Source organism: Flavobacterium sp. SH_e, assembly GCF_025717045.1.
Taxonomy (GTDB): Bacteria; Bacteroidota; Bacteroidia; order Flavobacteriales; family Flavobacteriaceae; genus Flavobacterium.
In genome coordinates this window covers 616,549-631,823 of record NZ_JAOVZN010000001.1, presented here as the reverse complement: position 1 = coordinate 631,823, position 15,275 = coordinate 616,549, and the positions used below count along the sequence as shown (strand labels likewise).

14 protein-coding genes and 1 pseudogene are annotated in these 15,275 nt (G+C 33.0%); 10 read left to right on the top strand and 5 right to left on the bottom strand.

From position 1 onward, the window contains the following. Window positions 1-9: 9 nt before the first annotated feature. The 9 genes and pseudogenes from dnaJ to OD917_RS02725 all read left to right on the top strand — a co-directional run bounded on the left by dnaJ (window position 10) and on the right by OD917_RS02725 (window position 8,360). Window positions 10-1,119 carry a molecular chaperone DnaJ gene (dnaJ, locus tag OD917_RS02765; RefSeq protein WP_263522012.1) on the top strand — a complete coding sequence of 370 codons (1,110 nt, stop codon included), beginning with the start codon at window positions 10-12 and terminating at the stop codon, window positions 1,117-1,119. A 161-nt stretch (window positions 1,120-1,280) separates the two neighbouring features. Further along, a complete protein-coding gene (locus tag OD917_RS02760) occupies window positions 1,281-2,210 on the top strand; it encodes an ABC transporter ATP-binding protein (protein ID WP_111289201.1) in 930 nt (309 codons plus the stop codon). 79 nt (window positions 2,211-2,289) lie between these two features. Further along, entirely contained in the window at window positions 2,290-3,606 is a 1,317-nt protein-coding gene (locus tag OD917_RS02755) for an ABC transporter permease (protein WP_263522011.1), read from the top strand. Window positions 3,607-3,715: 109 nt separating this feature from the next. Continuing rightward, window positions 3,716-4,879 (top strand): sigma-54-dependent transcriptional regulator, encoded by a 1,164-nt coding sequence (locus OD917_RS02750; protein WP_263522010.1) that lies wholly within the window; start codon window positions 3,716-3,718, stop codon window positions 4,877-4,879. A gap of 102 nt (window positions 4,880-4,981) precedes the next feature. Beyond that, the gene (locus OD917_RS02745) at window positions 4,982-5,644 is read left to right on the top strand and encodes a DEAD/DEAH box helicase (RefSeq protein WP_263522008.1); all 663 of its coding nucleotides are present in this window, start codon (window positions 4,982-4,984) and stop codon (window positions 5,642-5,644) included. Window positions 5,645-5,787: 143 nt separating this feature from the next. Continuing rightward, window positions 5,788-6,600, top strand: coding sequence for an alpha/beta hydrolase (locus tag OD917_RS02740; RefSeq protein WP_263522007.1), 813 nt, complete (start codon window positions 5,788-5,790; stop codon window positions 6,598-6,600). 124 nt (window positions 6,601-6,724) lie between these two features. Next, window positions 6,725-6,942, top strand: a pseudogene (locus OD917_RS02735) (putative signal transducing protein). A gap of 79 nt (window positions 6,943-7,021) precedes the next feature. Further along, entirely contained in the window at window positions 7,022-7,825 is an 804-nt protein-coding gene (locus OD917_RS02730) for a Cof-type HAD-IIB family hydrolase (RefSeq protein ID WP_263522006.1), read from the top strand. A 4-nt stretch (window positions 7,826-7,829) separates the two neighbouring features. Further along, entirely contained in the window at window positions 7,830-8,360 is a 531-nt protein-coding gene (locus tag OD917_RS02725) for a GNAT family N-acetyltransferase (RefSeq protein ID WP_263522004.1), read from the top strand. Window positions 8,361-8,429: 69 nt separating this feature from the next. Here the strand turns inward: OD917_RS02725 and OD917_RS02720 are convergent, their stop codons facing one another. After that, window positions 8,430-8,951, bottom strand: coding sequence for a hypothetical protein (locus OD917_RS02720; RefSeq protein WP_111289276.1), 522 nt, complete (start codon window positions 8,949-8,951; stop codon window positions 8,430-8,432). Between the two features lie 487 nt (window positions 8,952-9,438). On the opposite strand from OD917_RS02720, the gene mtaB reads away from it, so the two are divergent. Beyond that, a complete protein-coding gene (gene mtaB / locus OD917_RS02715; RefSeq protein WP_263522002.1) occupies window positions 9,439-10,773 on the top strand; it encodes a tRNA (N(6)-L-threonylcarbamoyladenosine(37)-C(2))-methylthiotransferase MtaB in 1,335 nt (444 codons plus the stop codon). 172 nt (window positions 10,774-10,945) lie between these two features. Here the strand turns inward: mtaB and OD917_RS02710 are convergent, their stop codons facing one another. The 4 genes from OD917_RS02710 to OD917_RS02695 form a co-directional block, all read right to left on the bottom strand. Further along, on the bottom strand, window positions 10,946-11,452 hold the full coding sequence (locus tag OD917_RS02710; protein ID WP_263522048.1) for a hypothetical protein: 507 nt from the start codon (window positions 11,450-11,452) through the stop codon (window positions 10,946-10,948). Between the two features lie 136 nt (window positions 11,453-11,588). Continuing rightward, on the bottom strand, window positions 11,589-12,305 hold the full coding sequence (locus OD917_RS02705) for a 3-ketoacyl-ACP reductase (protein WP_111289183.1): 717 nt from the start codon (window positions 12,303-12,305) through the stop codon (window positions 11,589-11,591). A 114-nt stretch (window positions 12,306-12,419) separates the two neighbouring features. Further along, complete coding sequence (locus OD917_RS02700) at window positions 12,420-13,007, bottom strand: LURP-one-related/scramblase family protein (protein ID WP_263522001.1); 588 nt, start codon at window positions 13,005-13,007, stop codon at window positions 12,420-12,422. A gap of 53 nt (window positions 13,008-13,060) precedes the next feature. Continuing rightward, entirely contained in the window at window positions 13,061-15,226 is a 2,166-nt protein-coding gene (locus tag OD917_RS02695) for a YfbK domain-containing protein (RefSeq protein WP_263522000.1), read from the bottom strand. Between the last annotated feature and the right edge of the window lie 49 nt (window positions 15,227-15,275).

Here is a 15,275-nt window from a genome sequence, read left to right as displayed (position 1 = left end):
AATCTAATTATGAAAAAAGATTTTTACGAAATACTAGGCATTTCAAAAAATGCTGATGCTGCTGAAATTAAAAAAGCATACAGAAAAAGTGCTTTAAAATATCACCCTGATAAAAATCCAGGCGACAAAGAGGCAGAAGAAAACTTCAAATTGGCGGCAGAAGCTTACGAAGTTTTAAGTGATCCGCAGAAAAAAGCGAAATACGATCAATACGGTCATCAAGCATTTGATGGTTCTGGCGGATTTGGCGGTGGTCATGGCGGTATGAACATGGATGATATTTTCAGCCAATTTGGTGATATTTTTGGTGGCGGATTTGGCGGTTTCGGAGGCGGAGGTGGAGGCCCTCGTCGTGCTAAAGGAAGCAATCTTCGAATTAAAGTTAAATTGACTTTAGAAGAAATTGCAAATGGAGTTGAGAAAAAAGTTAAAGTAAAACGTAAAGTTCAGGCAAAGGGCGTAACGTATAAAACTTGTACGACTTGTAATGGTCAAGGACAAGTAATGCGTGTAACCAATACTATTTTAGGAAGAATGCAATCTGCGTCAACTTGTCCTACTTGTGGAGGTTCTGGTCAAATTTTAGATAAAAAACCTTCTGAGGCCGATGCTCAAGGTATGGTTCAGGAAGACGAAACAGTATCAATCAAAATTCCTGCAGGAGTTGTTGACGGAATGCAGTTAAAAGTTGCTAATAAAGGTAATGATGCTCCAGGAAACAGTATTCCAGGAGATTTAATTGTAGCAATTGAAGAAGTTGAACATGAATTTTTGAAGCGTGAAGGGGAAAATATTCATTTCGATTTATATATCAGTTTCCCTGAAGCAGTTTTGGGAGTTTCAAAAGATATTGAAGCAATCAACGGAAAAGTTCGTATTAAATTAGAAGAAGGAATTCAGTCTGGAAAAATCTTAAGATTGAAAGGAAAAGGAATTCCAAGTTTAAATGGCTACGGAAGTGGAGATTTACTGGTTCACGTAAACGTTTGGACTCCAAAAACATTAAATAAAGAACAAAAACAATTCTTTGAAAATGCTTTAAACGACGAACATTTTGTTCCAAGTCCAGAGAAATCAGAGAAATCATTCTTTGAAAAAGTAAAAGATATGTTCTCATAATTTGAACTCTTTTAAAAGTTTATAAAATAATAAAAACCCATTCTAGCATAAATTAGAATGGGTTTTTTGTGTAATATGACACAATTTCGCTTCGAATTATTTACTTTTACAGTCGCTGAACCGTAATAGGCAAAGTGACGCAGTAAATCCTTAAAAATAGCATGAGTAACTTACTTGAAGTACATAAAGTCGTAAAAAAATACGGCGATTATGTAGCACTTAACGAAGTTTCATTAAATGTGCCAAAAGGCAGTATATATGGACTTTTAGGTCCGAATGGAGCCGGAAAAACTTCCCTTATCAGAATCATAAACCAAATTACATTGCCAGATAGCGGTGAAGTAATTTTGGATGGAGAAAGATTGCAACCAAAACATGTGCAAACTATCGGATACCTTCCCGAAGAAAGAGGTTTGTACAGTTCGATGAAAGTGGGAGAGCAATGTTTGTATCTGGCTCAAATGAAAGGTCTTTCTAAAGCTGAAGCCAAAAAACAACTAGATTATTGGTTTGACCGATTAGGAATTCAAGGCTGGTGGAACAAGAAAATTCAGGAACTTTCTAAAGGAATGGCACAGAAAATTCAATTTGTAGTTTGTGTTTTGCATAAACCCAAATTACTGATTTTAGATGAACCTTTTTCTGGATTTGACCCCGTAAATGCTAATGTTATTAAAGATGAAATTTTGGCATTAAAAGAACAAGGTTCGACTATTATTTTTTCGACACATCGAATGGAAAGTGTTGAAGAGCTTTGCGAAAATATCGCTTTAATTCACAAATCAAATAAATTGATCGAAGGAAAAGTTGCAGATGTGAAACGTCAGTTTAGAACCAATAGTTTTGAAGTTGGAATTTTGACCAATAATGTTGAAGGCTTGATGTATGATATTACTCAAAAGTTCACAGTTTCGCCTGCTAATTTTAAATCGCTAAATGATGATTTGAAATTAAATATTCAGATTGGAAACGCAGCGCCAAATGAATTATTACATGTTTTAACGCAACGCGGGCAAGTAACGCATTTCGTTGAAAAAATTCCGAGTATAAATGATATTTTTATCCAAACGGTAACGGAAAATAAAGTTTAGATTTCAGATTTTAGATTTTAGAGTGAAGACCTAAAATCTAAAAATCTAAAGTCAACAATCTAAAATCTAAAATCAAGAAATGAGTATTATTTCATTAATTATAAAAAGAGAATTTATTGCCAAAGTCCGCAATAAATCTTTTGTTGTCATGACATTTTTGAGTCCGCTTTTATTTGTGGCGATTGCTGTTTTTATTGGCTATTTAAGTTCGATGAAAGCAGAAACGAAAAGAATTGCAATTCATGACGAAACTGGACTTTTTGCTTCTGATTTTTTAAAAGAAAATAAAAAAGGAGCCGAATTCAAATATTTAAATTTATCTGAAATTGATGTAAAGGCTTTAAAAGATAGCATTACAAAAGAAAATTTCAACGGATTAATCGTTATTCCGAAAACAAAAAATATAAAAGATTTAGAAAGTAAAATTGAATTTATTTCTAATAATAGTCCGAGTATTTCTTTTATTGAAAATACTCAGGATGTTATTGGAAATAAAATTACAAAACTAAATCTGGAAGAAGCAAAACTAGACACTTTGGCTATTCAGAAAGCACAATCAGATGTAAATATTCATTTGGTTAAAGCTTCTGGAGAAGAAAGTTTAAAAGGTTTAAACGAAATTAAAATTGCGATTGGCGGTGCCTTTGGTTACTTGATTATGATGTTTATTATCATTTATGGAAATATGGTAATGCGAAGCGTAATCGAAGAAAAAACAAACAGGATTATCGAAATCATTATTTCATCTGTAAAGCCATTTCAATTAATGATTGGTAAAATTGTTGGAACTTCATTAGCAGGAATTTTGCAATTCATCATTTGGGCAATAATTGGCTTAGGATTAATGTTTGCTGCTTCAGCATTTTTTGACGTGAATGTTGGGCCAACGGCGAGAATTTCTCCAGAAATGATGCAAACGGCTCAACATGAACTTTCTGGATCGGCGCAAATGTATATTGCTGAATTATGGAATTTGCCAATTGCAAGCATCATAATCGGATTTGTGATTTATTTTATTGGAGGATATTTTTTATATAGCTCATTTTATGCCGCAATTGGAGCTGCAGTTGACAATCAAACCGATTCTCAGCAATTTTTGCTGCCAATTCTAATGCCTTTGATTTTGAGTGTTTATATCGGATTTTTTACAGTAGTAAACGATCCACATGGAAGTGTTGCGGTTATCTTTTCGATGATTCCGTTAACTTCACCAATTGTAATGTTAATGCGTATTCCGTTTGGCGTGCCGTGGTGGCAAATCGCAATTTCGGTATCATTATTGTTTGCTACATTTTTCCTTGTTGTATGGTTCGCTGCAAAAATTTACCGAGTAGGTATTTTAATGTACGGCAAAAAACCGACTTGGAAAGAATTGTATAAGTGGCTAAAATATTAATTTTTAAAGTCGCTAAGGTACTAAGGTTCTAAGATGCTAAGTTTTTTAGCTTCTTGTAGAAAAACCTCATTACCTTAGCAACTTAGAACCTTAGAATCTCAAAAAAAAAATGAGTAAAATACTAATTGTAGAAGACGAAGCAGCGATCAGAAGAGTTTTGGTAAAAATATTATCAGAAGAAAATGATTCCTATCAGGTTGATGAAGCTGAAGATGGTGTTGCGGGACTTGAAAAAATAAAAAACAACGACTATGATTTGGTTTTGTGTGATATCAAAATGCCAAAAATGGACGGTGTTGAGGTTTTAGAAGAAGTAAAAAAGATAAAACCAGAAATTCCGATGGTAATGATTTCTGGGCACGGCGATATGGAAACTGCGATTCAAACCATGCGTTTAGGAGCTTTTGATTATATTTCAAAACCGCCAGATTTGAACCGTTTATTAAATACAGTTCGTAATGCTTTGGACAAAAAACAATTAGTAGTTGAAAATAAAATCCTAAAGAAAAAAGTCAGCAAAAACTACGAAATGATTGGCGACAGTGAGTCGATTAACCATATCAAACTGATGATTGATAAAGTTGCTCCAACAGAAGCTAGAGTTTTGATTACTGGACCAAACGGAACAGGGAAGGAACTCGTGGCGCATCAGTTACATGAAAAAAGTGAACGTTCTAGTTTTCCGTTAATTGAAGTAAACTGTGCTGCAATTCCAAGTGAATTAATCGAAAGCGAATTGTTCGGACATGTAAAAGGTGCTTTTACATCGGCAGTGAAAGATCGTGCTGGAAAGTTTGAAGCGGCTGACAAAGGAACTATTTTCTTGGATGAAATTGGAGATATGAGTCTTTCGGCTCAAGCCAAAGTTTTACGCGCTTTGCAAGAAAGTATGATTACGAGAGTTGGTGCTGATAAAGATATTAAAGTTGATGTTCGTGTAGTTGCGGCGACGAATAAAGATTTAAAAACGGAAATTGCTGAAGGCCGTTTCCGTGAAGATTTATACCATCGTTTGGCAGTAATTTTGATTAAAGTTCCGCCATTGAATGAAAGACGTGATGATATTCCTGCTTTGATTTTGCATTTTACAGAAAAAATAGCTTCAGAACAAGGAAATGCAGCTAAGTCATTTTCGGCGCAAGCCATAAAATTATTACAGGAATACGATTGGACAGGAAATATTCGTGAACTTCGAAATGTAGTCGAAAGATTGATTATTTTGGGAGGAAACGAAATCTCAGAATCAGATGTGAAAATGTTCGCAAGCAAATAATTTGCTTCGCGCTTTAGGCTATAAGCTTTAGGCTTTAAGCTTTTATAGAAACTAAATAATTTTTGCTTATAGTGTATAGCTTTAAGCTTAAAGCATAAAAAAATGAAACTAAAAAAAATAAACGAGAAATTACAAGATGCCTTAATTGAAAACGGTTTGACAGAAGCAAATGCTTTGCAGATGGAAACTTTTTCGACCATAAAAAGTGGTGCTGATTGTGTAATTATTTCGCCGAAAGGAAGTGGGAAAACAACGACAATTGTTATGAATGTGATTCAGCAATTGGCTGGAAAAACAGAAGAATCGCCACGAGCTTTGATTATTGTTGAAGACAAAGAGAAAATGGTTGCAATGGTCGAGCTTTTTGAGAAATTAGGAAAATATACTAATCTTGAAGTTTATGGCGTGCACGATAAAGGCGATATGGATTATGATAAAAATTACGTTTCTACAGGAATTGATATTTTAATTGGAACACCAACAAAATTAAACGATATGTTTAGTACAGCTGGTTACAATGTAAATCGTCTTAAAATGTTTATTTTGGATGATGCAGATCCGATTTTGAAATTACGACATGATCCAAAAATTACACGTATTTCTAATAGTATTGCCAAAGTGCAACGAATTATTTTTTCTGAAACTCTGACAGAACGTATTGAAATTTTGGCAGATAAAATCATGCTTGAGCCTTATTTGTTTGATATGGATGAAGAAGGAGAAGAGCTTGATGAGGATGAAGATGATATTGAAGAAGAAGAATAATTTACTATAAGTTTACAGTCCCGGTTTTCAGTCGCAGTTACTGAAAAGCGGGATTTTTTCGTGAAGACAGTCCCAGTTTATGGTTTCAGTTTTCAGTAAAATAACTGTAAACTGAGACCGAGACTGAAAATTAAATTAAAAATATGGAGATTTTAAAAACAGTTAAATTTTTAGGAATAGTGCTTTTGTGCTTTTTTATTGTCCTATATGTTTTAATTATTTCTTACGTGTATTTTAATCAAATAGGACTGGTTTTTCACAGTTCAAAACTTCCAAAAGATTTTAAGTTTGATTATAAACAAAAGTTTGAAGAGGTAAATATTACTTCTTTTGATGGAAGTATTTTGAACGGATTATTGTTTAAGGCTGAAAACTCAAAAGGTCTTGTTTTTTATCTTCATGGAAATGCGGGAACGCTTGAAACTTGGGGTAAAATTGCAAAAATATATACTTCATTAGGTTACGATATTTTCATTTTAGACTATAGAAGTTTTGGAAAAAGTGAAGGTGAAATTGAGAATGAAGAGCAATTAAGTAAAGATATTTCTATTGTATATAAAAAAGTGGCTGAGAAATATTCTCAGAATAAAATTATTATTGCAGGATATTCAATTGGTTCTGGTTTTGCGACTAAATTAGCTTTAGAAAATAACCCGAGAGCTTTGATTCTTCAGGCTCCTTATTTCAATTTTCTAGAATTGTCAAGTTCTAGAGTGCCATTTTTTCCTGATTTTATGAAGAAGTTTAGTTTAGAAACAAATCTCTATCTACCAAAAATAAAAAGTCCAATTTATATTTTTCATGGAACTAAAGATCAATTAATTCCAATTGATAATTCAATACGATTAAAGAAGTTATTGAATTCAAATGCCTATTTTTATCCGCTGAAAAATCAAGAACATATTGGCGTAAATGAAAATGAAGATTTTCAAGAACAATTAAAAAGAATATTATAAGTCGAAGTCTCAGTTTTCAGTCTCAGTAACTGGAAAACGAGATTTTTGTAAGTCACAGTTTTGGTCGCAGTTTGCAATCTGAAAACTGTGACTGCGACTGAAAACTAATAAAAAATAAAATATCATGGGATTAATGAAGGTGTTTTCAGGTAGTGAAGTATTAGCGATTGCTTTGCAAGAAAGATTGCAAGAAGCGGGAGTTGAAACAGTTAAAAAAGACAATATTCAATCAGCACGTTTAGGTGGCTTTGGCAAACAGATTTGGCGGTTGAAGTATTTATACAAGAAACAGATTTTGCAAAAGCAAATCCAGTTATAGAAGAATTTAGAATGAGCCTTTAAAAGTTTTCAGTTTTCAGTCTCAGCTTTCAGTAGTTACTGAGAGTGCGACTGAAAACTGCGACTGAAAACTAAAAAAAATATGCAATACAAAATGTTAGTGCTCGACATGGATGATACCTTGTTGACAGACGACCACAGAATTTCAGATTTAAATAAAAAAGTGATACTAGAGGCGCAAGCAAAGGGTGTTTATGTAGTTTTGGCTTCAGGAAGACCAACTTCGGCAATGACGGCTTATGCTAGAGAATTGGAATTAGATAAAAACGATTCGTATATGATTTCGTTTAACGGAGCAATAATCAGTCAAGTAAAAGATGATTTAATTTTGTTTGAACAGAAATTAACCGTTCAGCAGATTCATGCTTTATATGATTATAGCGTTAAAATGAATACGCATATTATTACGTATTTGGATGATGAAATAATTAGCGAAACAGATTCTCAGTATATCGAAGTAGAAAAAGAAATTACCGGAATGGCGCATCAAAAAGTTTCAAGCTTTAAAGATTATGTAGACAGACCAGCCGTTAAATGTATTTTATTACAAGATCCAGCGTATTTAAAGCCTTTAGAAGAAGATTTAAAAGAAGCGATGCCACATTTAAGTGTTTCTATGTCTAAACCATTCTTCTTAGAAGCTGCGCAACAAGGAATTGATAAAGCTGCGAGTTTGAAGTTTTTGGCAGATAAGCTAGGAATTCATCAAAGTGAAATTATCGCTGTTGGAAACGCTGGAAATGACTTGACAATGATAGAATATGCAGGTTTGGGTGTTTGGGTTGATAACGTGACACCAGAATTACGTGATAAAGCCGATTTAATTGTAGCTTCAAATAATGACGATGGTGTTGCTGAGGTAGTGACACGTTATATTTTAAATTAAAAAAATGAAAAATCCAATTGAAACAGAGCGTTTGCTTTTAAGAGAATTAGAACTTTCTGATGCAGAAGGAATGTTTGAATTGGATTCCAATCCGAATGTGCATTTATTTGTTGGCAATAGGCCTGTAAAACATATTGAAGAAAGTATTGAATATATCAAGTTTGTTCAAAAACAATATAAAGATCTTGGAACAGGCCGCTGGGCTGTTGTTTTAAAAGAAACCAATGAATTTATTGGATGGTCTGGAATAAAGTATATAACAGACGAAATTAACGATCATAAAAACTTTTATGAGTTAGGATACCGTTTTATCGAAAAACATTGGGGAAAAGGTTATGCTACAGAAGCAGGAAAAGCTTTTATAGATTATGCCTTTAATGAAATGAAAGTAGAAAAATTATATGCTTACGCAGATGCAGGAAACGAAAATTCTAGAAAAATTCTAGAGAAACTAGGTTTTCGTTTTATAAATTCCTTCCACCATGAAGAGGAATTAGAAGTTTGGTACGAACTTAAAAATCCAAACTTAAACTAAGAAATGTATTCCAAATCTTTACATACTTAAAAGTCAGTAAAGATTTGGAAACAAATCAGAGTTATGCTATTATTTTTTAGCTACAGAAACGAAATATTTATTTCCGTCACCCATTGTTAATTTTACACGCTCATCGCAAAGATCGATTGCAAAGTTTGCACTTTCGTAACAGCTGCAAGTTGTATTTTTGTCTTTAGACATTTCTGTTTTACAGTTGTTGTTTTTAAAACTTGCCAATTGTGGTGTGTATAAACTAACCAAGTCAGTAGAAGCAGTTACTAAAGAAATAATACTTGCTGAATTATTATTAGTAATTCTGTAAACAATTCTATCCGTATAGTTTACTTCGTTAACGGTTACTTTACGAATGTAGGTATAAGCAGTAGAACCTTCTCCTGGCTCTTTAACTTCAAACTTAAACCCAACTGCACGAATAGCAACATCAAATTGCTGCTGAGAGTTGAAGCTTGCCCAAGTCGTTAATGTACTAATTGTAGGAAATGGATTTGCTGCAGCAGGGGCATTAGTTTGCGCTTGCGAACTAAATAGGGTTAAGAACATCAAGCAGATTGTGGGTAAAAATGCTTTCATAAAGCGTGGTATTTGTATTTTAATTTTGCCTACTCTCTTTGGTTTTCGGCTTTCCCATTTCATTTTGTAACACAAAACAACAACATAACGAGTAGAATTCAAAATTGTTATGCTCGAATTATTATTAAATTAATTAAAACGTATTAAAATTCTCAAATATGAATTTATTTTTGACCTGATTCATAACAAAAGTAAATGTAAGAAATTTTGAATTTAAAACCGAAAAAAATGTACTTAATCGATAAAATTTGCACTTAATCGATTATTTTGTCATTTTATTCTTATTGAAATGTTAAAAATTTCTGTTTGGATAATCTCAATTTTCTCAAAAAATAAAATAAAAAAAATTAAAATAAAATTTTACTAAATTAACATTGGTGCAAATTATTGATTCGAAGTGGCTTAATTGCTTTCTTTTGAGAAATATTGTTTGTAAATTTGCAGCCTTAAATTTTTTGACAACGATTTCATTAATTTAAGACAGATTATGGAAAATAGAAAGAAAGTTGCCTTTTATACACTGGGTTGTAAACTGAATTTTTCAGAGACTTCTACAATTGCCAGAAATTTTAACGACGAAGGTTTTGACCGTGTCGATTTTGAAGAAATAGCAGATATTTATGTCATCAATACTTGCTCTGTAACAGAAAATGCAGATAAGCAGTTTAAGCAAGTAGTTAAAAAAGCAATGAAGCTGAATGAAAAAGCTTTTGTTGCTGCTGTTGGTTGTTATGCACAATTGAAACCAGAAGAATTAGCTGCGGTTGATGGCGTTGATTTGGTTTTGGGAGCGACAGAAAAATTCAAAATCACGGACTATATTCATGATTTGAGCAAAAACGACATGGGTGAAGTTCACTCCTGCGAAATTGCTGAAGCTGATTTCTATGTTGGAAGTTATTCTATTGGAGATCGTACAAGAGCATTTTTAAAAGTTCAAGACGGCTGCGATTATAAATGTACCTACTGTACAATTCCTTTAGCAAGAGGAATTTCAAGAAGTGATGCTTTAGAAAATGTATTGAAAAACGCCAAAGAAATCTCGGCTCAAAATATCCGTGAAATTGTTTTAACAGGTGTAAATATTGGTGATTACGGAAAAGGGGAGTTTGGAAACAAAAAACACGAACATACTTTTCTGGATTTAGTTCAGGCTTTGGATAAAGTAGAAGGAATCGAACGTTTGAGAATTTCTTCTATCGAACCAAATTTATTGAAAAACGAAACAATTGAATTTGTATCGAAAAGCCGAACTTTTGTACCGCATTTTCATATTCCGTTACAATCAGGAAGCAATGATATTTTGAAATTAATGAAACGCCGTTATTTACGCGAAGTATATGTTGATCGTGTAAATAAAATTCGCGAAGTAATGCCTCATGCATGTATTGGTGTTGACGTAATTGTTGGTTTTCCTGGAGAAACAGATGAGCATTTCTTAGAAACATATCATTTCTTAAATGATTTGGATATTTCGTATTTACACGTTTTTACCTATTCAGAAAGAGATAATACAGAAGCGGTTGATATGGAAGGCGTTGTTCCTTCAAATGTTCGCGCTAAACGCAGTAAAATGCTTCGTGGATTGTCTGTTAAAAAACGTCGTGCTTTTTATGAAAGTCAGTTAGGAACAAACAGAACAGTTCTTTTTGAAGGAGAAAATAAAGAAGGTTATATTCACGGATTTACTGAAAACTACGTAAAAGTAAAAACACCTTGGAATCCTGAATTGGTAAATACTTTGCAAGAAATCAACTTGACAAAAATTGACGAAGACGGAAGTGTTCGTATTGAGTTTTTGAATAAATTGGCGGAAGTTTAAAAAAAATAAACAGACAAAGTATTGTCATTTCGACCGAAGAGAGAAATCACACTAGTTTGTCGACAAAGATTGGAGATTTTCTGTGCGTAATTGCTAGTGCGATTTCTCCCTTCGGTCGAAATGACAAAAAAATCCCTTTTCGTAAAAAAGGGATTTTTTTGTTTTATAAGAATTACTCATTATCCTGAACAACCAATTTTAAAGAGTTAATATAATCTGTATCAAATTCAATAACTCGAATTTTTTCTGGATTAAAACCTAATTCTCCGCCAAACTGACCGCGTGTATCTAAAAAATCAATGGTCAATTCTTCTTCATTCAATTTTATTAATTTTCCTAGATAAGCTGATTTAGATGATTTTTTGGCGATTTGGAAAATTCCGTATTTCTTAGAAACATAATTTATAATTGAAGCTAAATCTTTAATCGGGATAATATCATCAGAATTAATTTTCAAGCCTTTTAAGCGAATTACTTTTTCTGTAAAAGCCAAATCATGATCTCGGTTTACAACTTCAATGTTTTTATTTCTAAGAATAACGAAACCATCCAAAACAAAATCAACAGGATTATTTCGAAGCAAAATCCAATCATCAGAATAATCAATTAAAAATCCGCTGAAGATTTCTTTTTTATCCTGAAATTCAATTTCGACCAATTGTCTTAAATATTGTTCCATCATGTTTTTTTTAAATTCCAATAATTAAATTCCAATTATACTTGGGACCTACATTTTTTTAAAATTCCAATAATTAAATTCCAAATTCCAATCTCAAAGTAATTGGAATTTGGAATTTCAAAAATTTGGATTTTTTTTAAGGATTAGTAGACCAAATACTGCTGTTTTTAATAAAAACTCTTCGGTTTAATTTTAACTGCGCTATAATTAAATCTGCCATATCTTCAGACTGCATTACTTTTTCAGGGTTTCCGTCAGTTAGGTTTAAGTCTTTTGCCATGTCGGTTGCAACCGTACTTGGCGTTAAAGCCGTAACACGAATATTGTGTTTTCTCATTTCCTGCATCAGAGAATCGGTTAAACCTAAAACAGCAAATTTAGATGCGCTGTAAGCACTTGTCAAAGCATTTCCATTTAATCCGGCAGTCGATGAAATATTAATAATATCTCCAGTTTGTCTTTCGATCATATTTGGAATAATAGCACGAGTTGTGAAATATGTTCCCATTAAATTCACTTGAATAATTCTTTCCCAAGCTTCTGGTTCTAATTCTAAGAATTTTCCAAAAGAAGCAATTCCTGCGCTATTGATTAAAATATCGATGTGTTTAAATTCAGCCAAAGCTTTTTCTACAGCTTTATTGATAGAGTTGATGTCAGAAACATCAGCTGTTAAAGCCAAAGCTTTCACGCCTAAATTAGAAGCTTCGTCAGCTAATTGTTCTACGTCTTTTTGAGTTCTTGAAACCAAAATCAGGTTTACACCTTCTTTAGCCAAAGCAATTGCTACAGCTTTTCCAATTCCTTTTCCTGCGCCAGTAATAAAGGCGTTTTTATTTTTTAAGTCGGTCATGATTGTGTTTTTAGAAATGCAGAAAGCATCATTTTAAGTCTTACAAAAATAAGGTTTTGAAAACTAAAATGATGCTCTAAAAGGTATTCTTAATCTAAGTTTAACAACTTTCGATTATTCTTTAAGAACCATGTCAATGCACATAACAGCTCCTAAAATTAACTGTCTCAACGGACTATCAGTTGCAACGGTATCTTCAATTTGAAGTACATAATTATCTGCGCTTGTGAAAAACTCTTTACCTAAACCTGCCCATTTTTTACTAACTTGAGCCAATTGTTTTCCTTCGTGCGAGAATTTAAAATCCCAACCAGTCCATTTTCCTTGTAACGTTGCAACAGGTTTTTCATTTTTGTCCAAGATGTCAAACTTTCCTCCAATCGAAAAGAATTTTTGTTTGAAAGTTCCAACCAAACGATCTTTTTCATCCAATACTTCAACAGTCGATCTGAATATAGCAACACCTCTTCTTACGGTAATTAACTTTTCGCCAGAAGGAGTTGTAATTTCAACATTAAACGGAGTTGCTCTTTTGTAATCTGTAAAACGGAATACTTTTGTGAAAAAACCAAGATTGTTTTCTCGGCAGTTCATTATGATTTGGTTAGTTTCTGGATCGTAGATGTCGTAATTGTTTGCGGCTTTGAACATTCCAATATGTTCTTTTACTAAAAATAGATTTTGGCTTAAAATAGGATTCATACGTGTGTAATATAAGTTTTAAAAATAAAGCCGCAAATGTAATACAATATTTATTAATTATACTGTTTAGAAGTTTCAACTAAACGAATAAATTCAGCTTTGTAACCTTCGCCGTCGTTTGAATTTCCTTGCTTCGCTAATTTTATAATTTCTTTAGAAGATTTATCAGCGATTAATTTTGAATCTCTTAATTTCAATCCGAACCAAGCTACGGCAGAACTAAATTTCATATCATCACTCGCTTTTTCTAAAGCAACCGATTTATTTTCGATCGTCTGAACCATTTCGATGCTTTTTTCTCCGTCAGGTTTTTTGTAACGGAATTTAATTGTTGCCAATTCGTTGCTATAATTATTCGAACTAGTTTCTGTTTTAGTGTATTTTAAATCATCTGGCTGTTCTGCTAAATAATCACTTTTTACTCCAGTTGGAATAATTTCATATAAAGCCGTAACGGTGTGATTGCTTCCCAATTCTCCAGCATCAATTGCATCGTTTTTAAAATCTTCTGGACGCAATTTTCTGTTTTCATAACCAATCAAACGATAAGACTGAACTTGCTTCGGATTAAATTCGATTTGGATTTTTACATCTTTCGCGATAGCAAACATCGAACCTTTGAATTCTTTTCCTAAAAACCGATTTGCTTCTTGAATATTATCGATATAAGCATAATTTCCGTTTCCTTTATCGGCCAAGATTTCCATTTTGCTGTCTTTGTAATTTCCCATTCCATAACCTAAACAAGTCAAGAAAACGCCTGTTTTTCTTTTTTCTTCAATTAATTTTTCCATATCAGAATTGGAAGAACTTCCAACGTTGAAATCTCCGTCAGTAGCCAAGATTACTCTGTTGTTTCCGCTTTTAATGAAATTTTCAGCAGCAATTTTATAAGCCAGTTCAATTCCTGCACCGCCCGCAGTACTTCCTCCAGCTTGTAAATTATCTAATGCATTAATAATTGTTTTTTTCTCATCTCCAGAAGTTGGAGGTAAAACTAGTCCCGCTGCACCCGCATAAACTACAATCGCTACTTTATCTTTTGGTCTTAATTCGTCAACCAAAATTTTCAACGATTGTTTTAGTAAAGGCAATTTGTTCATGTCTTCCATAGATCCAGAAACATCAATTAAGAAAACAAGGTTTGAAGCTGGTAAATCTTCCGTTGGAATATTTTTTCCTTGTAGACCAATTTTCAAGATTTTATTTTTTGAGTTCCAAGGCGAATCGCTCACTTCAGTATTGATTGAAAACGGATGCTCGTTTTTTGGCTGCGGATAAGTATATTTAAAGAAATTAACCATTTCTTCAACACGAACGGCATCTTTTGGAACTTGCTGTCCATTGTTTAAAAATCGTCTTATATTGGTATAAGAAGCATTATCAACATCTATAGAAAATGTAGAAAGTGGCGCAGTTTTCGGACTTTCGAAAGCATTTTCTACAAAAGAATCGTAATCTTCCTGAGTTGGTTCTGTTGGAATTGGCATAATATTTAGTTTTTTGTCCAATTCTTTTTCAGTAAGATTTTTGTAAAGTTCATCTTTGGTAGAAATAACCACAACGCCATTTGAAGCTTTGCTTCCATAAATTGAAGTTGCGGCATCATCTTTCAGCACTTTTAAATCTTTAATATCATTCGGATTAATTTTTGACATTTGATTGGCTTTCATCTTAACTCCATCGACAATATAGATTGGTTCATTTTTAGGAGAAATTGATGCAGTACTGCGAATCGTAACAGTAGGGGTCGGGCTAGAAACATATGCAATAGTATTGGAAACCTGAATTCCAGCAACTTTTCCTTGAAGCGCTTTTGAGGCCTCTCTTTTTTCTTTTCTTCTTTCAGCACGTGCATAACTTCTGTCTTCGTATTCAGAATTACTTCTTCCATAACCCACAACTACAACTTCTTGTAATTCAGCATGGCTACTTTTTAGTTCAACGTTGATAATATTTGACGATTGTACATAAAAGGTTTGAGTATCCAAACCTACATAGCTAAAAACAAGAGCATCTCCTTTTTGAGCTTGAATAGAATATCTTCCATCAAAATCGGTTTGGGCATACTTTTTAGTGCCTTTAATAATTATTTGAACGCCAGGAAGAGGTGTCTTAGATTCATCTGTAACTGTTCCAGTAATTGTTCTTTCTTGTGCCATGGTTACGAAACATATAAGCATAGCAATGGCTGATGAAATAAGTTTTAGACTTTTCATGATAATAAGTTTTAGAATTAATGTTTTGATTTTGCTTTGTCAAAGCTGC